Below are 26826 nucleotides of genomic sequence, written 5' to 3'. Positions count from 1 at the left end.
CGGCCATATCGAGTACCCCGCGCCAAAGGTCAGCGGCGCCACGTGCGCACCCCGCGCTGGATCGATTCGTCGGACCGTTCCCGATCGATGCCGTGGGGCACGACGGGAGGCAGAGCCGGTCGAGCTACTTTCCATCCGGTTCGGGCTGGACGGCGACCGGCATCGGGGTGTACTCGATCCAACTGGCCTCCCCCAGCAGACGATGCATTTCGATCCAGCGGCCACGCGGACCGTCCCCCTCCCGCCCCGACCACCCGAAGTTGTTCCGCCCGCAAGCCCGCTGGGCACGCTCGTCTTCTTCTCGAACCCGCACGGCGACCCTCGAAAAGCCCTGCCGCCATGCCCAATCCACCACCGATCGGATCAAGCGGTCCGCGACATCACGACCGCGGGCTTCCGGCACGACGAACAGCGAGGCCAGCTGGACGGTATCCGCATCGTCGTACGCCGTCGCGGCCACCTTGCCGATCGGTACGCCGTCCTGGAAGGCGACGAACGCTGCCAGCGATCGCTGCACGCCGTCGCGCCACTCATCGGGGGAAAACGTGCGCGTCTGCTCGACCGTCGCCTCGAACGCTTCAGGCGCCGAGGCAAGCGCTGTCAGCGTAATCGTGCGATCCTGCCGCCAGTCGTCCGGCCTCAGCTGGCGTATGTCCACCGGAGGCCGCTGGACCGGTTTTGCGGGAGGCAGCTCGTCTCGCATCGCCTCCCAATCCCAAAAATTGATCCGGCCGCCGGTCCGCGAATCGGTCGCGACCGACCACCAGGCAACGTCGCGTGCCGAGAGATCGGTGGTCGTGCTGGAACCGACGCCGTGCACTGCTCGCCCGCGAGTGGCGTAAGCCAGCACCCCGGACGCAACCGATGTCGCGGCGAAGAGTCCGCTCGCCAGCCAGCCCGTGATCCCGGCGCCCGCGGTGGACAGCAGGAATCCGCCCAGTGCCCCGCCGACCATGCTGCCGATGGCGCCGAGCACACCGTTCACCGACATCGCGCCGCCGATCATCTTCTGCGGCACGATCTTCTGCTGGTACAAGAAGTAGCGTTCGGCGCTGAGCATGCTGCCTGCTCCGACGGCGATCGAGAGCGGCAGGATCACCCACGGATTCGGCGTCAGCACAAAGGATGTCGCGAGTACGCCGCCGACCACCATGGTGAGGGGATCCGACACTTTCAGGTTGATTTTGTCGCGAATTCGTTCCGGTACGGTCATGACCGCCAGCAGCGTCCCCGCCGCTCCGGCGGCGAGCAAGCAACCCGACATCAGCGGTGCCAAGCCGCCCAGCTGAGCCGCATAGTCGGACGCGGCAATGAAATCGACCAATTGCATTGCCCCGATAGCGTTTCCGATGTTCCACGGAACCAGCAGCAGCACATTGCCACGCAGGTAGGAATCTGCCCACATCGCGCGCGCACCGTCGAGCAGGCCGACCCTGTCGGCCGGATCCGGCCGCACCGAAGGAAGTTTCCGCAGCCGTTCCAGATACAGCGCATAGGTTGCGGCGTCGGCGAAGAAGGGCAGCGCCGGCGAGACACTACCGATGGCCGGAACGAGGAATTTACCCGCCGTCGCGGATGTCTGCCTGCCGACCAGGGAGATCGTCACGGCCTTTGTTTGCTGGTCCTGATCCACCAAGCGCCGGCCATAGGTTGTCGTTGCGGCGCCCCCGACGGTGTTGGTCGCCGCCGCTGCGAGAGCCGACCCGATGACTATGGGCACCGCACCGGGAAGACCCAGCAGGACGGCCGCACCGGCCGCTGTCGAGGTGGCAAGCCCGGCTGTCGACGAAATCTGGATGGTGCGGCGGTTATCGAACCGATCGGCGATATACCCGGCGGCGGGCTTGGCAAGCAACGTCACCAATTGCCCGGCCGATGCGGTGAGTCCTGCCAACTGCATCGAGTTGCTCAGCTGCTGCACGAGCAGCGGACTGTAGGTGGACAGACCCACGCTGGTCAGGTTCGAACTGATCGAACCGGTGTTCAACCGTTTCAGGGTGGCGTCCGCCTTCTTCTTCGGACTGCTGGATCGCGACAATCCACGAATCCACTTCAGGAAGAAGAAGGCACGTTTCGACGCCCGCTCCTCGTCGGACCGACCGACCCGGAAGCGATCGTGTAGATCGACAACGGCTGTCCCGGGAAGCAGCACCGACTCACCGTGCGGGTCGAAAGCCGACACTACGTAACCGGCCAGCTCTGTCCCTGTCTCCGAATCGCCCCATCGACCGAGCCGACCGCTACCCGGATCTTGTTCCTCGAGCCAGCCATTGCTTCCGTCCGCGGCACAGTGATACTCGGCGCGATCGAGATGACCCATCACGCCGTCCCCATCCGGGATCTGCCAGATCTCCGCCACCAGCAGCGAAACACCCTCGCGCGCAGCGGAATCCATTGACCTCAACAACTCCGTCAAAGCCCGGTCGATCAACCGGCGCGGACGCACGGGATCGACCGCAAACCACTGTGGCCGACCACCCACCGCATCGAGCAGACGTTTCAACGACGAACCCGCGAGACCGTCCGGCTCCGGCACCACGAACGACCGGCCGGTCCGCATCCCGTGCAACTCCAGCACCCGCCGCCCACACTGATCGTGCATCGCACCGTCCGGCCGCCGATACGGCACCGTGCCGTCGTCAACGGCATGACGGGGCCGCCCGTCTTCCGCCTCCGCGGCAACCGAGGCGTCCGCTACCTCATCGATCATGCGCCGAGTTCGCACGGCAACCAGTTGCGCGCGGAATTCCTCGGTCCGCAGCCGCTCGGCCGCCTCGGCAAGAAGTGCCTGGGCGGCGGTGACGTCGATCCGCAATCGGCCGGCGACATCCGCCACTGGGATGTCGCGCACATGGCACAGCTCGACCAACGCTGCCGCCAGGGCGGGATTCGGCATATCCGCCAAAGCCAGCAACAGCTCATCTCTGAACTCGACATCGTCGGTCTCCGGCCGGGCCGGATCCCCGATGTCGATTGCCCTCGAATTGGGCTTGTCGGACCGTACCGGTGCATCGATCGACGTCTCCGACGTCGCGCCCATACGCTTCGCGTCGACCACGTCCGACACCGTGAGACCCAATGCCCGAGCGATCTCCTCATCGTCGGGCTCATGCCCCGTCTTCTTGAGCTGCTTACTGATATAGCTGTCGACCTTGCTGACCAGGGTCGCGTTCTCATAGTCGAGGTGCGCGTAAATGACCTCGACGTAATACCTGTTGACGGCGGTCCGGCAACTCGCCCATGCGTGCACACTGAACGAGAACGGAGGAACATGCTGTAATGCCGCCCCCAAAATAACCCGGCGAAAGAACTGGGCGAGTTCACCATGATCGCGGTCCCAGCGCCGCCACCATTTACTCTCTGCGGCTATCGCGATCCCATCGAACTTCCGACAGATACTATCCAGGATAGATTTTTCTTTGTCCGAGCCAACTGGCGCATCTATCAGTTCCCAGAACTTCGCCTCCTCGGTGGCCTCTGCCGGAACGCGATATTGCTGCCGCAGGTAGAAATTCTCGATAGCGCCTCGCAACATGGCATTCGAGATGTACCCGGCATCACGCACCTTGCGCAACGACACCAGGCGAAGGTCGCTGTTCATGGCCAGCGCCTGAGTGAGCCACACATGATGGCGCCCGATTGCGGCCGAGAAACTCTCGCGGCTTTCACCATGGAACACAGCGATCGCTGCCACCCACTCGACCGCCGAATCGAATGCCGCGGGATCGGGTATCAACTCGGCAGCAAGCCATTCGACCAATTGCCGCTCGGCATGCTGGTAGAGGGCCATGACGCTCGCGACAGTGGTGCCCAGCTCCGCCGCCGCTTCATCGTCATTGAGGTTCTGCACTATGCGCAATTCGGCGCATCGACGGCGGTCCTCGGCGAGCCGGTTCAGGCCGTTCCGTATCACTCCCGGATGCGCGGCATTTGCTTCGAGAACCACAGCCAACCGCTCGTTCGGGGTCAGCGAACCCGCGCGAAGGAGCAACTCGGCCAGACGCGGACGACCGAGCGCACCGGGCAGCAGCGCTACCAGCCGCCACACGCCTTGGGTCTCGGAGTGCGCAACCCTGCCCTCCGTCAGGCCCAACTGCGCCGCCGCTGCTTCCCGGCTGTGGCCGTCCATGAATCGCAGCCGCAGCGTCTCGCGCTGCGCGCTGGGCAGCTGTGCGAAGCAACGGGCCGTCTCCTGCGGATGCAGCGCGAGCGCATCGCGGACGAGCGTCATCGCCTCCATCAGAGTCAACGACCCCACCCGATCCAACAGTCCGGCCAATCGCCGAACCGGATAGAGCTCACCGGGCAGCAACTGCACCAACCGCGACACCGCGGCACCCTCGGACTTTTTGACCGCGTCCGTTGTCGTGCCGAGCCGGTCTGCCACTTCTTTCCTGCTGAGTTTCGCCACGAAGCGCAGCCGCGCACACTCGTGCTGCCCGGCCGGAAGCTGCGCGAAACAACGGTCCGCCGCCTCGCGACGCAGGTCGAGCGCGTCGCGGACGAATGTCGACTGCTCCGAACGAGTCAGCGAACCGACACGGTCCACCATCGCGGCGAACCGCCGACGCTGATCGAGCTCGTCGGGCAGCAGCTGGACGAACCGCTGCGCGGCGTACGCTTCGATCTGTTCGACCGCCTGCCTCGGCTTCTTCAGCCGCGGCGCTGCTGCTGCTCGCGTGAGCTCGTCCCGGAATCGCAGCCTGATGCACTCGCGCTCCGTTTCCGGCAGCCGAGCCAGACAGCGGTCGGCTGCCTCCGGGTGCATGTCCAGCGCGATGCGGACCAGCGTCCCAGCCTCCGCATCGCTCAACGAGTCGATCCTGACCATCAGCTCAGCGAATCGCGCAGGCCGATCGAGCGCTCCGGGAAGCACCTCGAGCAAGCGCAGCACCGCGCTCGTCTCGGCATGCTCGACCGATTCAGTGGCGACGCCGAGCCGCGTCGCCACCTCCGCCCGGCCGAGTCCCTCCAGATACCGCAACTCCACCCACCGGCGCTCCGCGTCGTCGAGCTGAGGAAGGCACCAGGTCGTCGCTTTCGGACGGAGCTCGCACGCCGTCTCGATCAACGCCGATGCCTGCGAGATAGATAGCGAACCAGCCTGCTTCACCTGCTCGACGAGACGTGCGTGCCGCTCGAGCTCAGCGGGCAGCAAGTCCACCATCCGCCACACCGCCGCGGTCCGGATGTCCCCGACCGGATTATCCAGCCGCGTGACCGGCCCTTTCCTGAGCCGGTCGAGCAACCTCGGTTGCACGATCTCGCGCTGCTCGTCGCCCAGCTGGGCGAGGCAACGGTCCGTCGTCTCGGGATGCAGCGCCAGCGCGTCACGCACGAACGCCGCCGCCTCCGGTAGGCTCAGCGACCCGACGCGGTTCAGCAACTCGGCGAATCGGCCGGCGCGCCCGAGCTCTTCACGCAGCAACGACACCAGTTGCCGCACCATGCGCCGCTCGACGAGCCAGACCGCTTTTCTCGTCTTGTGTAGCTGCGTCGCCACCTCCGCTTCGCTGAGTCCGTCCTGGTACCGCAGGGTGAAGCACTCGCGCTGCCCGCCGGGCAACTGAGCGAGACAGTCGCCGAACTCCTTCGGATGAAGAACCGAGGCGTCATCGATGATGGTAACCATCTCGGCACGGTCGAGAGGTTCTGTCCGAGCGAGCAATTCGGCCAAGCGCGCCGCTCGCTCGGCCCTCGAGGGTTCTCGCACACCATCGACGATGATCCCGCGGACGCCGATCCGAGCGGCACCGATCTCGTCCGCCGACGGCGGATCGGCATCGTGGCCGATCCGCAACTCACCGGGGGGAGATTCGACATCGGCTCCGGGCAACAGCAACGGGTTGCCGTGCTTGTCGAAGGCTGCCGCCCAGAGGTAGCTCAGCTCTCGTGGGTCCGTGCGGTCGTCGTCCGTCGTGCCGTACCGGTCCTTGCCCACATCCTGCAGCAGGACAACGACGTTGCCGCCCTCTTCATCACACTCGTACTCGATGCGCCGGGTATGCGCGCTCACCCCGTGCTCGTCCACCACCCAGGTGCCCTCGATCGTGACAACCGAGACACCGGCACGATCAGCGGGATCCAAGGTCTGCACCAGCTCAAGCAACGCCTGCTCGACCCACCACAGTGGACGACCGGGATGTATCGGAAACCGCTGCGGCTGAGCAGCGCCCAACGCCGGCAGGTATCGCTCGACGGTGACCCCTGCCAGACCGGCGTCACTGAGATCGACCCCGCTGGGCCTACCGGTTCGCGCCTGATGGAACTCCGCGACCAACACAGCACACTGATTGCTGGCGTGCGCGGAACGACGCACCAGGGCATCGTCGAGGTGCATCGATACGGCCAACATCTCGCGAAATTCGTCGGTGCGCAGCACCGCACCGGCCACCCCGAGCAGCGTCTGCGCATCATCCACCCGCAACCGCAAACGAGCGGCGGCCTCCGGCACCGTGAACCCTTGCACGTAACACAAAACGATCAAATCCGCCGCGACATCCGGTTCCGGCAGGTCCGCAAGTGCCGCCCTAATAGCATCCGCCAGGTAGAAATCCCCCAATGGCGATCTGGATCCGTCCGCGAACTCACGAGGCTTGGCAGGATCCCCGCCCGGCCTCGGCGCATCCAGAGACAGCGGCGCGGCTCGCAACGATCGCGCCTGCGCGACCTCCTCCGGCGTCAGACCCAGTGCCGCGGCGATCTCGGCGTCATCGGGCTCCACCCCGGTCTCCCCGAAACGCGTGTCCAGGTAAGCGCCCACCTTGCCGACGAGCTTTCTGGCGGGGCCACTGAGATGCGGATATCTGCGCGCCAGGCGGTAGCCGGGCACGCTGGCGACGCAGGCCACCCACGCGTGCACACCGAACGCGTACATCGGAATGTGGGTTCCGATCGCGGCCATGATCTTCTGCCGAAAATGTTGGGCGAGCTCGTCACGATCGTCCCCTGGCACCAGCCAGCGCCACGCTTGGGCTTCGGCGACCCAGTCGAACCGCTGGTATATCCGGTCTCGTATCCGCTTTTCGTCAGCCGAGCCGACCGCTGCGGCGACGAGATCCCAGAAGTCTGCTTCCTCATCAGCGTCCGCGGGCAGATAGTCCGGTCTGGTGTAAAACGTCCGGATTGCCGCACGCACCATCTCGTTCGAGACGTAACCAGCGTCGCGCATCCGGCGCAGAACCACTAATCGCGGGGGGCGCGTGCGCTGCCGCGCTTCCGACATCCAGCCGGAGCTCTGACCTATCGCCACCGAGAATTGTCGTTTGCTGACGCCGTGTAACAACCGTACGGCTTCCATCCAGGCATCTGCCGATCCGCAGGCGGCAGCGTCAGGCACCAACTCGGCAGCGAGCCATTCGACCATTTGATGCACGCTCGTGCGATACGTCGCCTCGACGTCCCCGGCGGTGAGTCCTAGCACGGCCGCGACCTGGGCCGTGTCGTAGTCCTGCGCGAAAATCGTTTCGACACATCGGCGTTCATGTGCCCCCAGCCGTTGCAGGCAACGCCGCACCACCGCCGGATGCTGGATCATCGCGGCCTGAATCGCCGCGGTTTCCTCAGCGGGCGTCAGTGAGCTCGCGCGGATGAGCAAACCCGCCAACGAGGGACGATAACCTAGCTCGACGGCCAGCAAGTGGACCAACTGGCGCGCTGCGGCATGTTCGGCCAGCTGGACGGCTTCGATAGTTGTGCCCAGCTGTCCTGCCACGTCGCGCCTGTCCAGATGCTGCAGGAATCGCCACCGCACGATCCTTTGCCGGTGATTGGTCAGCTTCGCGAGGCAACGGATCACGGTCGCGTGATGCAGCAGCAGGGCGTCTTCGATGACGACGGATCGAGCGGCGGCGTCGAGCGGCTCGATCCGGGCAAGTGAGGTAGCCAAACGGGCCGCACGCTCGGCCTCGGTCAGGACCACCGCCGGTAAGTGTGGGCCGAATACCGTGACGAGCGACTCGGCCACCCGACGCACCGCCAGCCCGTAGTCTCTGCTGACCGCGCTGCGCGATGTCCCCACGTTGCGGGCTATCTCGGCAACCCGGAGGCCCTCCACGATCCGTAGCTCGACGAACTGACGCTGACGGTGGCTGAGCCTGGCCAGGCACCGATCGGTTTCGGGGCGATGAAGGGCCAGCCCGAGGCCGACGAGTTTCGTCAACTGGTCAAGACTCAACGAGCCGACCCGACTCAACAGACTGCGGAAGCGCCTCTCTGGGTCGAGCGTCTCGAACAGCAACTCCGCCAGCTGGCTTGCCCCGCGCCACGCGCACCGCTCGACCACGACCGGCGTCTTGTCCAACTGCCGCGCTGCCTGCTCCGGGGTGAGCCGGTCCAGGCACAGCTTCTCGACGCAGCGGCGGTCCAGCTCACTCAGCTGGGCAAGACAACCGCTCGTCACCTCCGGATGCAGCGCGTGTGCGAGGTCAACAAGCGTGGAAGCCTCGGCGAAATCCAGGAATTCGGCACGCGGCAGCAATTCGGCCAACCGCGCCGCGCGTTCGGCCGTGGAAGGTTCTGACACACCATCGATGCCGCCGCGGACCGACGGCGGTGGCTCATCGCTTCGGCCGACCCGCATGTGCTGCGGCGGTCCCTCGGCATCGCCGCCCGGCAACGGCAACGGATTGCCGTTCTTGTCGAACGCAACGGCCCAGATCGCGGTCAGGTCAGACGCGTTCGTTTTGTCCTCGTCCGGGGTGCCGAACAGCGCTTTGCCTGGATCCTGCAGTTCGATACGGGCGTTGTTGCCCTGCTCGTCGCACCGGTACACCCAGCGACGCGTGTGTGCGGCCACCCCGTGTTCGTCCGCCGCGTGCGTGCCCTCGATCGTGATGATCGAGACACCGGAACGGTTCGCGGCAGACATATCCCGCACCAACTCGTGGAGCGCCGCCACGACCCGCCGCAGTGGCTTATCAGGATCGATCGCATAGCGGGTGGGGCGACCGGCACCCAGCGCGCGCAGGTAGCGCCCGGCCAGTACCCCGCCCAAGCCCGTATCGCTGAGATCGCCCGACGTCGGCCTACCGGTTTCGTGCTGGTGCATTTCCAGCACCAGCCTCGCGCAGCGATTGAGGTCGTGGCCGGTGGGCGGGAGTGTGATGGGAGGGAGATCGTCGTCCTCGTCGCCCTGGCGGACCGCGAACGCGAGGGTGGACCGCACGAGCTTGCCGAATTCCTGGTCATCGTCATGGGATTCGACGAGCAAAGGGGTCTGTTCGGCCGCGGCGACCAGCAGGCAGAGCCGTTGGCAGCGGTGGGCTCGCCGCACCACGGCGTCGGTGCCCAGCTGCGGATAACGCACCGTCAGCCGGTCGAGTTCGATCAGCGCGAGCAGGACCCGGTGCATATCCAGCTGAGCGGACGGGACGCGGGACTGCTTGTGCACGTCGTGGACGAGATTCGGACCGAGCGTGTGAACCAGTTGATGCAGGGCTCGAGTGAGCATGTGCCGCAGCCGCCGTGGCCGATCGGGCGTCCTGCCGGGTCGGGTCGGCTCGGCCACGACGGTGTCGGCCGGTCTGCGGGGCATGTTCCGCTGCATGTCCGACCATCGCTCGGCGATGTGTCGGAAGGCGACGTTGTGGTAAAGCGCGAGCACCCGGGACTTCAGACTGCCGATCCACTGGATCAGCTGACTTCGCTCGTCGAACACGTCCTCGAGGCCGCGCAATCCGAGATACCGCTCGGCAACCTCGGCCAGGCGAATCTCGCTGGCGCCGACGTCCGTATCGGGCTGGGCCCGTGCGGTATTCATTCGCTGCCGCAACTGATCCGGGCGCACATCCCAGCCCGCGTGTTCCAACGGTTGACCGCACCACAAGGCGGCGTCACGCAGTGCGTGCGCTTGCGTTCGGGTTGTTGCCCGGATCGCCCGGCCATCCAGCGGGTGCCGCAGGAGGTGGTCTGCCGACAGGCGCGCGAACCGCTGTTCGATCCGATCCAGCCTTCGGTTCGCGTCATCGAGTGCCGCCGCCACAATGTCGATCGCGTCGACCTGGGCGGTCGTCCGGATCACCGTGCGCACAAGGCCGATGGCGGTATCGAGTCGCGATAGTTGCTCGGCCTGCGCCGGCACGGTTGCCGCCTGCGCACGAAGCGTGGTCAGGCGCGTCAATCCCCACTCACCGTCGCGGCCGGTGTCCAGTCGCGTTGTGTCGATGCCGAACTCCGCGCTCGGCCCCGCGGTGAGTGCGGCGACAGCGAGTCGACGCCGGGCGGCGACATCGACGCGCACCCAGTCCAAAGCACCCCATATCAAGCCGATGCCGGGTAGCTCCACGACCTGTCCCTGCGGCCGGGCCGCAGCGGCAGGTACACCGGCGAGCTCCGACGTCAACTCGTCCAGGGACGCTTCCAGATCGGCGTTCAGCCAATACAGTTGGTCGTCCAGCCCGGCGAGCATTCTCGACTCCCACAGCAGCTCACCCAGGTCGCGTTCCGGCCCGGCGACGCCGGACGCACGCGGTGGCTCCGGCCGAGGACGTGCGGCCAAGTGGGTCAATCGAGCATTCCCGAACAGCATCGCCGGCCGCGAGTCCGGCTCCGCCATACCGTATTCGAGCATCGATGAGACCAATCGCGCACGGGTCGGCGCGAGCGAGCGCATCCGCCGCTGCACATCCGCGATGGCGATGCCGAGCCGATACAGGCGATCGAGCTGGCCGTCCATCCGCTGGAACACGTCGTCCTGCTTGATCATCGAAGCCAGCGCGGTCTCGATGTCGGGCACCGGCGCACCTGGTGAACGCAGGCCTTCCGGGGCCCGGCGCAGCTCGCGCACCGCTGCGGCCCGCCGACGGCGTTCGATGGACCGCCACGTCAGCTCCTGTTCCACCGTCTCGATCGTGCGGGCCCATCGGTCCGCTCGTCCGATAGCGTCGAGCAACTCCGACACCGCGTGGGACTCGATGAAACGCTGCGCCGTCGCGGCGAGTTCGGCAGGCATGTCGCCCAGCTCCCGCCGATGCAGCACCATCCGGTGCAACCACCAGTCCGCCACCCGGCCGGGCTCGACCTCGGGCCACAGCAGCCTGATCAGGTCATCGCGCGCCTGCCCGTGCTGTGCCGACCAGTGCGCCCACACCGGCGAGCCGATATCGAGCAGCTGGGCGGAATCGATGGCCAGCGGCCGGAGCAGGTCATCGAGTTGCCGGCGCAGCTCGGCGCGCTGCCGGTCGACGCTGCGAACAACCGCGCGCCGGGCGTCCGGCGGCAACGGCTGCGGTGTGTCTTCCGTGTCCGCGGCGGAACCGTCCGGGGTGGAGCCGACCGGTCCGTCCAGCCGCGCCGCTCGTTCGGCGATCTCCGCCGCCACCGCATCCAGCAGCCGATCGAGGTCGCTATCGCGCAACTCGACCTCGGCGGTCCGCCCGGCGGCGACGGCCGCCGCGCGAGCCGACGCGGCGTCATCGAGCAGGTGGGCCCGGCGGATCAGCGACGCTGTCCATGCGGCCAGGCTCGCGCCCCGACGCAGCGCCGCGGCATCGTCCGCGGGTGCTGTTTCGCTGTGCGCCTCCTCCCAGCGCGCCACGTTGATCGACTCATCCAAGGCATCGGTGGCCCGCGCCCACGCGTCGTACCGATGGAATTGCCTTGCGGCGTCGACCACCGGCTCGACTGCGCGGATCTCCGCGATCGCTTCGGCCTCGGCGGTGCTGTTCGAGATCGATTCGAGCTCCGCATGTCGCTGGTCGACCAGGTCACCGGTCACCGCGGCAGGGGCACACTGCCACAGCTCGGCCAGGAGCGTACGCGCGCGCTCGAGACGGCCGTCCAACCGCCGCAGCGTCTCGGAACCGGGCGTGACGTGCCACACCGCGTCGACGCCCACCGCTCGCCCGCTGGCGGCAAGGACTCGGGCAGCGGCGGCGCGGGTGCGCACCGCGGTGTCCCGCAGGCCTGCCAAATGTTTTCCCAGCGTGAACGTGCGCTCCACCGGACGGGAGTCACGATCGTCGCCGTACCGCGCCCCACGCAGCCGCCGTACCGCGCCGAGCAGGACGTGGTCGAGCTCGGCATCCAAGCGGCGGTGCTCCTCGGCCAGGTCGGCTTGCCGGGCGATCGCGCGCAGATCCAGATACCAGCGCGCCGACATCGACTGCAGGTAATCGCGCAGTGAATCGGAGAACGGATCGGTCCCGTCCCGGCACAGCTGCGCGAGCTCGGCCAGCACGGCCCCGTCGACGCCATCGACGGCCCGTCCGAGGACCGATCGCAGTTGGGTGCGCAGCCACTTCGCGGCATGGTCCGAGTGATCCCACCGCTCGCGATAGCGCTGCGCCAATCGCGCCGATTCGTCGAGCTCAACCTCTCGCCCCACGAACGAAATCAACGCCGAGAGAACCAGTTCCAGGTCGAGTTTCAAGCGCTGGTGTTCCGGCCGGCCCGGCCGCAACTGCCAATAGTGGAACCCACGCATCGCGGCAAGCGACGAGAACACGACGTCGTCCGATTCCGGCAGCCGATACTGCTCGTCGGCCAAGCGAGCGAATCGATGGGCCGAGGTGGCGATGCGATCGAACTCGGCTGCCAGAATGTCGGCGGTCTGCCCCTGTGCCCTGGCCGCGGCGAGCCATGAGCGCAGATCTCGCAACACAGCGCCCAGCGCGTCGATGCGCTCGACCCGACGCTCGACACGGTCGATACCCTCGAGTGTGCTCAGCACCAGAAACCGAGCGTCGAAATCCTCGAACATCACAGCGGATTCGGCCGGCAAGTCCGCGCGGTGGCGCAGATCCTCCGCCATCGAGCGCATGCGGTCGTGCTCGCTCGCGAACGGCTCCGGCTCGTACGGCACTGATCGGATCAACTGATCTTGCCGGGCGATCAAGGCATGTCGCCACTGCGCCCTTGCTGCGGAATCCGGGCGCAGCAGCTCGCTGAATTCCCTGTCCGACAACTGATATCGGCGGAATGGAGCGGACTGCCGCAGCCACTGGGTCAAATCATCGGCGTCGAAACGGGCCTGCTGCCGTGCTTGTGTCACATGCCGCCCGGGGTCGGCGTGGCCTCGATCCACGTAGCGGTGCACGATGCCATGCAGGCGGTCGTCGAAGGCCGTGTGCTCGTCGCGCAGCCGCTGTAGCAGGTCGGGTGCCGGGTCGGCGGTGGTGGGCTCGGCAGCGAATTCAGACCGGGTGGTATGGATCAGTCGCGCGCGCAGGTCGAGGTCCGCGAGTTCTCTCTCGAACATCTCGAGCAGGTCGCCACGGTATTCGTAGGCCGCGGCCGCGTCGATGACCGCGTCGAGCTCACGCAGCCACGCCGTCGCGTTGGCCACCTCGGCATCCGATCGATCCGTTCGGCGCAACAAGGACGCCAGGACATTCCGGACGTCGTCGCGCAGCATCCGAGTGTCCCGCAGCTGCCCTGGTCCCTGATAGCCGGCTTCGTCGTCCATGCTTCGGCATTCGACGATGCGCGCGGTGAGCTCGGCCGCCGCCCGCTGGTGCTGCGCCGCCGCCTCGGCCAGCGCCGCGGCGACGGCATCGATGTGCTCGATCCGGTCGCGCAAACGAGCCAGCGAGACACCGTGCACCTCGTGGGTCAGATCGATATCGGACAGCGTGTCCCGCGCAAGCACCGCCTGCCGCTCGAGCTCGGCCGCCGCGTCGGCGCGCAACCACCGCACATGGTCACCCAGGTCGCCCTCGGGGTGCCTCGCGTCGCCGACGCCTGCGACCGCGCGCCGCGGAGACGAGCCCGTCTGGTCGCTGATTCCGGTCGACTCCTCGGGGACCGAATACACGGCGCCGTCGGCGCCGTAGACGACGGCGAACAGCAAGTCGCCGGAGGGGAAGAACTTTCCTGGCTCGAACACTTGCTTCGCGCCACCCTCGACCAGTGGGTCACGCCACTTGATCACGCCAGGTTGCGCCCGATCGTGGAACACCAGTCGCGCATGGCCGGTGCCCGAGATACGGCGGGCACGCCTGCTCTCGATCACCACATAGGCGGCGGCGCCGGGCCCCAGGTTGTCGAGTAGGTCCACGATCTTCAGCCAAGTGCGGAACTGGACCCAGCGCTTGCCGCCCAAAGCCTTCAGCAGCTGCGTACCGTCCGTCCCCCCGAGCCCGGGATCGGGCGTCGGTGCGGCGCCGGCCAGGTTCTCGGCGATGTTCGGGTTCTCCTGCGACAGGTACCCGAAGGTGTGCACCGCACAATCGATCGGTTTCGAGCCGGGCAGCACATCCGGTGGGCGAATCTCGCCCGCGCCGTCCGGGGTTCCGGAAAGTCCGGTTCCGGCGATCGGCGCCAGTGGCCGCCGTCGGCCGGGACCCGGTGTGATTCGCGCGGTCACCGGCCGGGCGTCCGAGGGGCTCGGCCGCCGATGCACCACAGTCGGCCGTCCGCGTCCACCGGCGGCAGCCGGACGGTGCCCCGGACGGTCCGGCCGCACCACCCGCCCAGGCGAATCCACTGTTCCAGGGGCGGACACCGCGCGCGGTGGCATCGACGACGCCACCGGCGGGCTCGACCACACCGGACGGGTCGGGATGCCCAGCACCTGCATGCGCCTGTGCAGCTCGGCCGGACCGAGCTTGATCACCTGGGCCAGCCAGCGCTGGTCGTCTCCTGATCCGCCCGGGACGGCTGCCCCCACCCGGGACGACAACCAGTGGAAGCGGGCGGCGGTACCGGCCAGCGCGGCCATGAGCAAGCACGCCTCGGCGAGGTCGATCACGCGCTCCGCCGTTCCGGGTGGCTGCGTCGCGGACCGGGCCTCGATCTCGGCCGCGGCCTCGGCACGTACCTCGTCGATCCGCCGCAGGGTCAGTTCCTCGGCCGACATGCCGATCAGCTCAGCCAATCCCGCGGTCCGCGCGGCACGTTCGGCACGCAACCGGGCCAGCTCTGGGGAATCGGACCGCAATGCCCAGTGATCGACCTCGACACCGTGCTCGCGGGCGAGTGTGCGTGCCTGTTCGCCGAGCGTGTGTCCTACCTCGATCCATTCCCCGCGCAGCGGGGAAGCGAACCACCACGACTCCCCGAGTGACTGACGTGGCCTGGCGGAACTCGTCGGCGTGGCCGACGGCGACAGCACGTCATTCGAGCGATCGGCGGAAAGGTTCGGTGCCGGTATCGGTTCCGGTGGCATGGCCGCGACCTCAGCGTCGATCTTCAGGTAACCGTCGAGGACGTCGGCCAATTCGTGCAATTGCGCCGACGGCCCCTGCTCGGCAGCGAGCCGCCGCAGTTCCGCCAGCCGTCGGCCGTCGGGAACAGCGGTGCCGTCCGGTTCCAGTCCGGCCGTGCGCAGCCAATCCAGCACCGGCGCCGCCGTACGGTGTGCTTCGGCGAGGTCGCGCAGCCAACGACCCAACAGCGTCGGAAGGTCCTGCGCCAGCCCCGCCTGCTCCGTCGGGCTGAGCTGGCTCCACCCATCCGACCCCGACGGATTCGACCAGAACTCGAACCGATCGATCACTCGCTCTAGCAGTGCCCGGCCCCACAACCGCAGCTCCTGCGGCGCCACCTGCAGCAACTCGCCCGCCCGCGCCGCCAGCTCGGCATGCGACTGCCGCACGTCGACCGGTCTGTCAGGTTCGTCCGGTTCGTCATGCACCGTCGGCACAACTCGCGGCAGGGTCTTGGCGGCATCGTCCGAGGCTGCGGCCTGTTCTATCAACGGCTCCGGCGGCAAGGCCGCTACCCGGTCATCGAGCGTCAGATAGCGATCCAGAACGTCGACGGTTTCGTGCAACGGCGACGAGGGGCCGTGCGCATCAGCCAGCCGCCGCAGTTCCGCCAGCCGTTGTTCGACCGGGACAGCCGTGCCATCCGGCACCAATTCGGCCGCGCGCAACCAATCCAGCGCGGCCGCCGCCTGGCGATGCACTTCCGCGACTTCGCGCAACTGCCGGCCGAACAACTCGCCGACTTCTGGCCGAAGTCCCTGCTGTGCAGCCGGACTCAGCTGATTCCAGCCGTCACCACCCGACGGGCTCGACCAGGCCGTGAACCGGTCGATCACCTGCTCGAGCAGTTCCCGGCCCCACAACCTCAATTCCTGGGGTGCGACCCCCAACAGCTCGGCCGCGCGCGCCGTCGCCTCGGCGTGCGAGCGGCGCAGATCCGCCGGATCGCCCGGCACTTCGCCCGTGCTCACCGCGACTCGTGGCACGGTGTCCGCGGCGCCGTCCGATGCCACGGCGGGCACCGGCACCGGCTCCAGCGGAGTGGTCGCCGACTTCGAGTCCACCAGTGGCGCAGACGGACCGGTGGACTCATCGTCATCCATGGCAGCCATGCCGGCACCGAGTATCACGGCACTCGATGGAGCCGTCGACTCCTTCGCGGGCGGCGTGGGGGTCTGCGACGCGGTGTGACCGTCGCCATGAGCCGATGCCGACTCAGTACTGCTCGTCCGGCCCGCGGCATCGCTGTGGCCGGTGCTGGATTCGGATGCCGCGGAACTCGTCGGCGCGGGGTCGACCGAATTCGCCGCCGCGCTCGTGCCCGATGGTTTCGCCGAGGGCGCCACATCGGTCCGGGCGGTCGACGTGTCCCGGGAATCAGTCTGCGCGGCAGCAGTTTCCGCCAACTCCCGCTGCCGAGCGTCGCGCACCTGCTCCACCGCTGCCGCCCACGCGGGATCCACCTCGCTCGTCCGCACATCGGCGCGATGACGTCCGAGTGCCGCCGAACTCGACGAGCTCGCCGGTCGGGTACCCGATGGCTCCGGAGCCGAATACGGGCCGGTCCCGTCGCTGCCGGAACTGTCCCTGGCCGTGGCGGGCGCCACACCGGACGGTGGTGTGCCCGCCACGGACATCGGTATCGGACCCGCCGGAACCGTTGGCGCCAAACCACTTCGGGCCAACACCGCAGCGGCCTCCGGCGTCAGTGCACCCACCGCCATCCGGCTCGCAACCCGCGTCTCGACCGCTTCCAGATCCCGCAGCTCACGCACCGGCTTCAGCGCGGGATCCAGGACGACCTCGCCCCGCACCGGCACCGGATCCGCGGGAACGGATTCCAGGCGCAACATCAACGCCGGCGTGTCGAGCAGCCGGTCGCGGGTGGCGTGCACCTCCATCCACCGCTGCATCGGTGCGGCGTTCTCTCCCACCCACTCTTGCAATCTGTTGAGCAGTTCCGCCGGCAGTGTCTGTGCCGGATTCACCGGGTCACCGACCGGGCCACCCCCGTTCGCGGCATCGGCCGCCATGCCCCGGCGCACCGTATCGCCGATCAGCTCACCCGCGGACGCGCGCGCCTGCTCCCCCCATTCCGGCAACCGCTCCGCCCGCTCCACCTGGAACTCGACCGCCGCACGCAGGCGAGTCGGGCTCATTCGATAGAACTCGGTATCCGACAACCCGAGCCAGCGCGCCAACGCCGAGCCCGCTCGCGTCGACTCCTGTCCCAGCACCGCGAAATCCGCGGCCCGCACCATCGACACCGCCTCCGCCGACGCGGCGGCGCCGAGCTGCTGGATCTGCTCCGGCACCGGCACAACCGGATCGGCGCCGAGCGATTCGTCCGCTCCGGCCCGCGCCGCGGTCTCGTCGCGGCTCGGCGCTGCGCCGACCGCGGTTTCCCGACCGGCCCCCGCACCTCCCGGACCGGTCGGGTTCAGGCCTGCGGCGCCGGCCCCGGCGGGCGCAGTGCCCGTTACCTCTGCCCTGGGGTCGGGCGCACGGTATCGGGGATGAGCCGAATCCCATGTTCCGTCAGCAGCGCGCGGATCGACGGCAGCGACCCTGGCATCGGCGGCCCGGTACCGCTCCACCCCGTCCAACAGGCGTCCGACTTCGGGGACGCGTTCGGCCACACCTGCGGCCCGCACCGCCGGCCATTGTCCGTTCGTGCGACCCGTCGGCTGCCCGGCCGGCTCGAACTGTTGCGCCCACTGCAGCACCGACGCCAACGCGCGCGCCTCCGCCACGCCGGCTCGCACCTTGACGGCCATGCGTTGGCCGAGGCTCGACAGCTCGCGCTCCCGTACGCCGGGCTCTGCCCGAAACGAGCTCTGCTCAGCCAGCTTCGCCTGCCAGGCGTTGTTCTCGTCGAGGGCCCGGGCCACCGGTTCATGCCCCCACCAGCGCAGCTCCTGCGGCGATATCCCCAGCAGCGTAGCGAGTTCGGCGCGCGCATCGTCGCGCTCCGCCACGAGTCGATCCACCTCGGCGGGATCCCGTTGCGGTACCATGCTATCGGCCGCCGCGAGGTCAGCGACGGACTCCGTGTCGTGCCGAGTCCCCGGCAGGTCCGGACCCGCGGGTGAGTCCACCGACCCGGACGCGGCGATCTCAGTATCGGGAGCCGTCGGGGCTGCGCTCGAACTGGATTGTCCCGCAGGGGTTTCCCTCGGCGACGGAGATGGGAGCTCGGCACCGGGAACGGTCGGCGTCTCGGACGCACGCCCACCGATGCTCTCGGAGATATTCGCCGGCGCCGCCACCGCACCGGCGGCCGCGGCTTCGGTCTCGGCGAACTCGCGATCGCGCAGCGCGTTGATTCGCTCATACAACGTCGCATTCGGATCGCCGACCGGTTCCGTTGACGCCGTGGCGCTTTCCCGGTCCGCCACGGCACTGCCGTCCGCCGCTGGGCGCGAGGTGTCCTTGTCACCGTGACCGGCGATTACCGATTCGGCGGGATCCGGAGGACGTCCGACCGCTATCCCGGACTCATCGGCCGCCGAGCTGCGCACCGGTTCGGCGTCCGCCGGACGGAGTTCGCGCGTTCCGAGCGCGTCCGGCCGCGCGACGAGATCCGCGAGTGGTCCGGCTCTTTCGTGGCTCGCCAGCGAAGGCGGCGGTTCGGAGCGCGCCCGCGCGTGCAGGCCGGCACCGGCCATCCCGAGCGCCACGCCACTGACCAGAGCCGACGCCGACAGCCGGAACTCACCGGTCAGCGCCGCGGCGGTCGACGCGCCACCAATGACTCCGAAGACCCCGGATACCACCCCGACAACGGCGCGCCCCAGCAGCACTGGAGCGTTGGCACGGGAGACGACCGCGTGCGCGGCGTACCCGCTCAGCACTCCACCCAGCGCGGAACCGCCGCCCGTCGCGGTGGCGAGGAGAACCGAATTCCAGTCGACGCTGTCGCGATGACCGTCCAGGGTCCCCGCAATCTGCCCGGCTTGTACCACGAGATCGACACCACCGGCGGCTATCGCGAACCCACCCACCTGAGCGAGCAGCGGCCCCGCTCGTTCGACCGCCGCGGCCGCGCCCGCGCCCAATCGACTGGCGACAAACGCCCGAAACGCCGTCAGATGCTTCGCCCGCGCGGCTGTCAGGATGTGCAACCCCCGGATCGGGTGCACACCACCAGCCAGCAGAAGCTGATACAACGTCAACGCGCCGAAGGCGTACATCACGTACACCTCTTTGTCGCTGTCGGCGGCACTGCGATCGGTATGGCGGCTCATGCTGTGACAGAACTTCGCCGAATCCTCGGCGACCTCACACATGGGGACAGCGCTGGCGGTGATACGGTCCCCGAACTCACCACGCACCGCATCCGGCAATGCCGCGACCACTTCGCGCAACCGCCGCGCGAGATCGTCGTACTCTGTTCCCGCCTGCGCCCACGCCGCGCTCGACCGCCGCCCCGACTCCCCACGCATCTGGGGGACCTCGTTGCCGAAGACGATGTCGGTCAACCAATTCGGCAGATCGTCCAGAAATTGCTGCGGCGGCGTCATCGTCACGGCAGCCATCCCTGGTCGGCGGAGCAGGATCGAAACCGCAGGATAGACCGCACCGAGGTCTGGCGGCGCCCACACATCCCCACCATTGGAAATGCTGACCCTGGCGCCGTGGCCAGCTCAGACCGACGCCCCCTGCCGCCGCAGATACCGCTGTTCGAAGCCGGCCGCGTAGGTCGCGGGCGGCGTCGACGACGAGGAATGTTCCACCACGCCGTCATCCGCGACATAGAAGATCGCGCGCCCGATCGCGATCTCCCCGCGCGGCACGGGCACGTACACCATCCAGCCCGCGTTGATGCGATCGGCGCGCAACTGTGCGAGTGGGTAGCCCGTCGTATCCAGCTGCCGATCGGTGATATAACTGCGGACGCGGGCGATCGCGTCCGCCGCCGAGATCTCTTGCCGTGCATGCCGAGTGAGCGATCCGGCGATCGAGAACTGATACAGCGCCGCATCTATGTCGAAACGGTCCGCCTCGCCGAAGACATCTACCACCAGTTCGCGCGTCACGACACCGTTCTGCGCCGCGGACACCAACGCCTCCGCCGCCGTGCGCACCGGTGCGGGCGGCCGATCCGGCAGCAGACTCGCCACGATGTCGATCACCGTCTCGGTAGTCCACACCCCGGGAATCGCCGAACCCGAACCCGCCGCCGGCGGGGACTCACCTCGATACCACTGCCCGGTATCCCACCAGTAGCAGAACGAGAGCAACCCGGTCGCCGCGCGCGGGTTCAGCACCGGATCGGCCACCCAATCAGGCGCCCCAGCATAGTAATTCGGCATCTCGGCAGCATCGTTGTACACCGCGTTCAAGGCGGGAGAATGCCACACACCGCCCGACAACACGGCTCGGTCGCCCGGCAGCACGAACACCGTCGACCCGGCCCGCCGGGAGCTCTCGAACCAGCCCAGCGACGGCAGGATTCGCGGTCCGCGCTCGGATCCGACCGCCACGAACGCGGCCGACAACACCGCCCACCGCGCCCACAGCACCGGCAGCTCCGGCAGTTCGTTGGTCATCGGCGTCGGCCGCGTCCCGGCCGTGTGATCGGCACGAACCTCCGCCACGGCGCGGCGTGGACTGCGCGTCTGCCGATCGCCGTGGCCGAGGTAGGCCGCCAGCCAAATCGGCAGCCGGGCCCTCGGGTACCTCACCAGATCGGCGCGATACGCCTCAGGCGCGAACAATTCACCGTCCGGGAACGGCTCGTCACCCCAATCGAGGTCGAATTCCACCTCGCCGTCGGCGGTCGCCGACAGCAGCAACCGCCACCACGGCCCGCGATCCAGCCCCGCCGACAACTCCCGATGTCGGCGCACCAGCGCCGATACCGACTCCGGCAGCTCCACTCGCACCGTTCGGTCGTCGACCACGCAGGCGGCGTTGGCCACGGCCTCGTCGACGGTCAGCGCGAAGACCGCATCCCACGACCGCCAATCCGGCGCGGCCACGGCGGAGATCTCCGCTCCGATCCGGCGGGCCAGCCGCAGCAGCCGCGTGTCGAGCGGCTCCTCGAAATCCTGGTACGACAGTTTGTTTCCCGGCGCATCCGATCCCGCTGGATCGTCGGCTCTCGAATCCCGCATCGGATACCTTTCGCTGTTGATTCCATGGATTCATCACAGCGGGCCGCGTTGCCCATGCGCCGTATCCTGCGTCGCCGACCCGCGTGCGGTGTCGATGAGCAGTCGGCACAACGTCTTCGCCGGTTCGGCGGCCCGGTCCTCGTTGAGCATGACGTCGGTGAGCGCGTCCGCCAGTGCCGCGGCGGGATCGAAGCGCCCCTTGTCGAAACTGCCGCCGCTCAATTGATCCCGCCATCGCCGGTAGCCACGCACAACGGGGGCCAGACCAGCGCGGCTGTGCTCGCCGCGGTCTCGGAGATATTCCGCGATCAGCGCCCGCTGCGCACCGGCACGCGCTTGCCGCCCGCCCGCGCGGTCGAAGGCGCGCCCGAACGCGCGGACCGTCGTCGCATAGACCGGCCGCGTGTCCGCTTGTGCGACAGTCGATCCCGGTCGGTGAATCGCGCGAATCGCCGCGGCGAGCCGCGCCGAATCATCGAGCAGGGTGATATTGAGGGTCACCGACCAGGCGCTCACCGGCTCCCGCGTGCCCATTGCCGATTGCTGCTCGATCCGCACGATCTCGCGCGGCGCGAGCGCACCGATGCCGACAGAACGCACGTCGAGCACCGGAAATCTGGTCAGGACCGCATCGGTCGCCGCCACGAATTCCCGGACGGCGGCCTCGTCGGTCACGGGCAGGTCGAACCCGGCCACCTCGACGCCGTGCCGCTCGGCCAGTTCCCGGGCGAGCCGCTCCAGGGCGCTGTCGGTGTTCCCCTGGTTTCGCGGCCGCCGGGGGGGATCGCTGTCGGCGTGCTGCCTGCCGGGTGGGCGCTGTGGCGCGGAAACTCTGTCCGCGAACGGCTTACCCGCGGCGCGGTCGGGTGTGGGACGTCCACCGAGCGGACCGGCCGAGGCCGTACCGTCCGACCACGGCGTCCGCGTCGGAGGCTGGACGACCGGCGCGCTGACGGCAGCCGGGCGCGGGGTGCCGCGCGCAGGGGCTGCCGTGGTATTCGGTACGGCACGAGCAGGTTCCGCCGCCGTCCGACGGTCGCCGGCGGTGTCGAACTGCCGAGCACCGGGCGGGGCAGCGCCGGGCGCCCGGCTAGGGTCGGCGAGGCGGCTGCCGGGCTGCTCGGCGGTGCGGTCGCCGCTGTTCGCGGCAGCCGCGACCGGAGATCGCGGCGTGCCGACATGACCCGGGCCCGGACTTTCGCCGACCGGACTCGGGGTGCGTGCCGTGCTCGCATCGGCAAAGGGAGCGCTGCTGGGTGGCACGGACACCGGCTGCGCGTCGACCGACTCCGGCGTCACCGCCCGCGACACGATGCTGGGGATCGGCTCGGGCGAGCGGCGGATCTGGATGGGGTCCGGTGCACGTCCTGGTTCGGCGGACGAACCGCTGCCGGTCCCGACGCCGGGCGGGACTGTCGGCTGGAGTGCCTGTGCTACCTGCCGTCCCGCCTGCTCATCCGCGGTGTGGAAGGCTTCCGCGGCACGCCCCACGTCGCTGCCGAAGCGACACACGTTGTCGGCGAAGTTCCGCAGCGCGATCAGTGCATCCCGCGCATCCGGTTCGTAGGTCTCCGCGAACGCCTTGCCTGCCTCGTCCTCACCCCACCACCGGCCTTCCTCGGCGAGGGCGGCACGCAGCCGTTCCACCACCTGTCTGGCCTCGGCGCCGATTTCTCGCAGCGCTGCCCCGCGCGCCCGCAGGTCCTCCGGATCGACCTCCAGTGATTCACTCACCAGTGCCTCCGGCCCCCCGGCCGACGACCGAGCACCGTCCGGTGGCCGCCGCGAACGAGCACGGTCGACCTGTCGACCATCGCCTCTCCCTTCGGTCCCGCCGAGACAACCAGTTTCTCCGACAGCGGAACTCGACCGGCCGAGACCGTTCTCACCAGCAGGAAGCGCGCTCGACGCCCACAGATCCGGTGAACACCACCTCGTGCGGTCGAACGCGCCCGCCGATTCCACCGCGACCGGCCCGGGGTTCTCACCGCCCACGCCCCGGAGCTACCCGACGCCGGCCAGTTCCACGCGGCGCTGTCCGCCGGCCGGGAATGGACCGGACATTGGTACTCCCGCGACCCGATCGAAGCCTGGGAACGCTCCAGCACACCGGCCTGATACCGGTGAGGCGCTCACGCTCGCACGCGGGTGAACGGTTCGTCTTCGCGAAAACGAACCGGTCGAACCCCGGCGGGCTGTCCACCGCTGTCGCACCGGCGCCGGCCAGAAGGGCGGCTTCGGTACAACCCGAGGTTGCCGAAGCAACAGCCACGAGAGATCCCTGACGACCAGTGGCGTGACCTGTTCGGCGCCCTCCGGTCGAACCGGGACAGGGCGCTGTCGACCCTGGATCGACCAGTCGACCCGCGAAAATTTGGACACCGAACACCGGTTCATTCCCACACACGCCGTACTAGGATCAGTTGATATGCCATCGACACGCCGAGAGCGGGGCATGGAAAAGCCGGTGTACGCCGACGAGTTCGTCGGCCGTGATCCTGAACTCCAGAAACTACATGCGTTGCTGCGCGGCGAAGCGCGGTTGGTGACATTAGTCGGTCCTGGCGGGATCGGGAAGACGCGACTCGCTACCGAGGCCCTCCGCCGATTTCGCCGGCCAAGGTCGGCTCCGGTGTATTGGGTACGGTTGGCGCGCCTAGCAAGAGACTCGAACGCGGTGGCCGTCGAGGACGAGATCGCACGTTCTGTGGTTGAGGCCGACTTCCCCGACAGCACGACTTGGGACGCGCTGGTCGATACGCTGAGTAGGACTGATGCGCTGGGCCGCAACCAGCAAACCGTGCTGGTGATGGACAACTGCGAACATGTTCGCGGCGGCTCTGGCCGCCTTATTGCGGAGTTGTTGGCGGAGGTCCCGGGATTGACAATCCTCGCGACAAGCCGCGAACCGGTGGGGTGGGTCGACGAGCATGTCGTTGTAGTTCCCCCACTGACACAGCAACAAGCTGTGACCCTGTTCTGTCAGCGAGCGCAACTCGCCGGTCACACCCTCGTTGCTCCTGACGACGTGGCAGTGGCAGCGCAAATCTGTCGGCATATGGACAATCAACCGCTGTTTATCCGATTAGCTGCGGCGCGCGTGCAACTCCGGCCGTTGGCGATGATCCTTTCCGACCTCACTGGCGAGGAAACCGACAGACGGATGGGATGGCCTCCTCGACCCCTAAGGGGAGTCGAACCGCGTCACCGCAGGATCGTTGATGCCATCGCCTGGTCCTACGACCTATGCGAGGAGAAGGAACAGTTACTTCTCGACCGATTGTCCGTCTTCGCCGCTGGATATGACACGAATCCCGAAGACGATAACAGTACGGCCCTCGACGTCGGCGCGGACTTGGACGCGGTCGAAACGGTCTGCTCTGACGACCCCAGCCGGGGCGGCGATGAGCAATCCGCTGATCACCATGGCGTGGTGGTTCGACTAGCCGCGGAGGAGATCGAAGGCCTGCTCGAACGCCTCGCCGATCAATCGCTGGTCACGTTGCATGTATCGCCGAATACAGTGCGCTATTCTCTACTAGAAAGCGTTCGAATATTTGCCCAGCAAAAACTACAGAAACGCAGCACCGATGAAGTCGACGAACCGGCGCGCCTGGTGCGCCGACACCGACAGTACTATCGCGATAAGGCTGTTTATTTGCAGCGCGATTGGTTCAGCCCGGCTGAGCAAAACTGGGCTCGCGCGGCGTGGGACAATATTGTTACCGCAATCGAGGGAAGTCTGACCGCAGGCGAACCTGAAGTCGGATTAGAAATTTGCGCGAGTCTGATTGCTTTACCACCCTTTAAAGGATCACCGCGAGAGATTCGCCGCTGGGCCGAGCGCACCCTCGAAGCCGCCCGCATGTCGACTCCGCAGCGGATCGAAGTCCAAGTGGCCGCGCTGTCCTTGATCGGGTGGCTGGCGATGGTCCAAGGAAGAAACGAAGATGTAGAGCGCATACTCGACGACTGCATCGATACATGCATCGACGATGCGATGATCAGGCAGAACTGGCGACAAGACCCGCACGCTGATGTTGGTCTCCCGGCACCGATTGAATTTTTGTGGGGATCCAAGCTGACGTTCCTGGACCGCGACGCGCGCGCAATCGAAGTGCTGGCACGAGCCTGCAAAAAATTTCAAGCTCTCGGAGATTCCGGCCGAGCCGCTCGAAGCGAATTGTATAAGGCATGGGCCGCGTGCTTTCTTGGGTCCAGAGAGGAAGCCATCGAGATAGCGATGCGGCACCTCGATCACGCCAGGGCGTCCGGAGCAGGGTGGGCAAAAGCTTGGGCCGAGTTGGCGTGGGCGACGACGTTGACCAAACACGGTGATCCCATTCAGGCCCTAGCAGTTGAGCGAGCAACACTAGAGAATCAGGTAGCTGCGCGTGATGGGTGGGGTGCAGCCTTCACAGTGTACGTGCGTACCTGGTCGCTAGCGCAGATTATCACTGACATGCTCGCTGCGGGTAACAACGACAGCACCCGACTCAAGTCGATGGCAACTGAAATTGCCCAACTCGCTGGAGGGGCTGTAGCGTTACGCGGAGGCCGCGGTTTCGACCTCAACGATCTGCCTCTGATAGCGAATGAAAACAACACCGCGATCGAAGTCGCCCGCGGGGTATTGGGGCCTGAGGCTTTCCACGCAGCCTACCGGCAGGGTTCACTGTTGATTCCGGAGGCGGATGAAGTACAGCGTCTCGCATTGGGCACGCTTGCAATCCATAAGATGCCGATGGAACATCCCGCGCGGCAAAATACTGCCTCGCGCTGGGGTCGGTTGTCCGACGCCGAAATGGAAGTCTCTGTCTTCGCGGCGGCGGGGTGGAAGAACGTTGAGATCGCCGCCCGGCGGGGTACGTCATCCAAGACGGTCGACGCACAAGTGGCGATGGTTCTCCGCAAACTTGAGATCGGTTCTCGTCAAGATATCATCAAGCTCGCACCCAAAGATCTGCTCGACAAAATCCGTACTGCAGCAGCAAAACGGCCGTCGCGCACACATGAAAGACGGCGGCACCAGGACTGACGGGCAGCGGCCTCCCGCCGGATCAGGCTCGCAGCAACGGCGCTGCGGCAACGTCCGGCAAACCCTCGGCCTAATATTACAGCCGGATTTCGTGATGGTCATGGCGTGATGGTGGATCGTCGCTTGTCAACATAGGCTGGCGTTACCGTTTCAGTCCCAATAGTTGAACAGCGCGTCGCCGACGGTCTGTGGATTCCAATACCGGACGTCATGTTGATCGAGCTCGGGCCAGGCTGCTATGTCGAATGGCTGGGCGAGTTCGGCTGCAAGCTGAGCTGTACGCGGCTGTCAGGACGAAAGCCGGCCCGCCGTCGGGGTGGTTCGCCTGATCTACAGGCGCCAAACCCCGCCCCCGCCAGCGCGGCGCCACCCACCACCGCCCTGGGCCGGGCAAGTACCTCGCCGACCGGCACCTGTGTTCCGACACCGGACTCGCGCGACTGTCCTACGACCAGGCCCGCGGACTCCTCCCGACGCCCGAGGGTGTCGAACTGGTCCTGCCCGGCGGCTACCGGATCATCGC

4 protein-coding genes are annotated in these 26826 nt (G+C 67.5%); 1 reads left to right on the top strand and 3 read right to left on the bottom strand.

Features of this window, described 5'->3' with window-relative positions; all coding sequences use genetic code 11:
* Positions 1 to 124 precede the first annotated feature (124 nt).
* The 3 genes from M8859_RS30790 to M8859_RS30780 form a co-directional block, all read right to left on the bottom strand.
* Positions 125 to 19669 carry an MFS transporter gene (locus M8859_RS30790; RefSeq protein ID WP_249645338.1) on the bottom strand — a complete coding sequence of 6515 codons (19545 nt, stop codon included), beginning with the start codon at positions 19667 to 19669 and terminating at the stop codon, positions 125 to 127.
* Positions 19670 to 19792: 123 nt separating this feature from the next.
* Positions 19793 to 21265, bottom strand: a complete 1473-nt coding sequence (locus tag M8859_RS30785; RefSeq protein ID WP_249645314.1) for a hypothetical protein — start codon at positions 21263 to 21265, stop codon at positions 19793 to 19795.
* Between the two features lie 33 nt (positions 21266 to 21298).
* Positions 21299 to 22999, bottom strand: a complete 1701-nt coding sequence (locus tag M8859_RS30780; protein WP_159928873.1) for a hypothetical protein — start codon at positions 22997 to 22999, stop codon at positions 21299 to 21301.
* A 721-nt stretch (positions 23000 to 23720) separates the two neighbouring features.
* On the opposite strand from M8859_RS30780, the gene M8859_RS30775 reads away from it, so the two are divergent.
* Entirely contained in the window at positions 23721 to 26303 is a 2583-nt protein-coding gene (locus M8859_RS30775; RefSeq protein ID WP_249645313.1) for a helix-turn-helix transcriptional regulator, read from the top strand.
* The last annotated feature ends 523 nt before the right edge of the window (positions 26304 to 26826 follow it).

Source organism: Nocardia sputi, from assembly GCF_023501985.1.
Note: the sequence above shows the minus strand (reverse complement) of the source record. Positions and strands in the feature narration are given on the sequence as shown.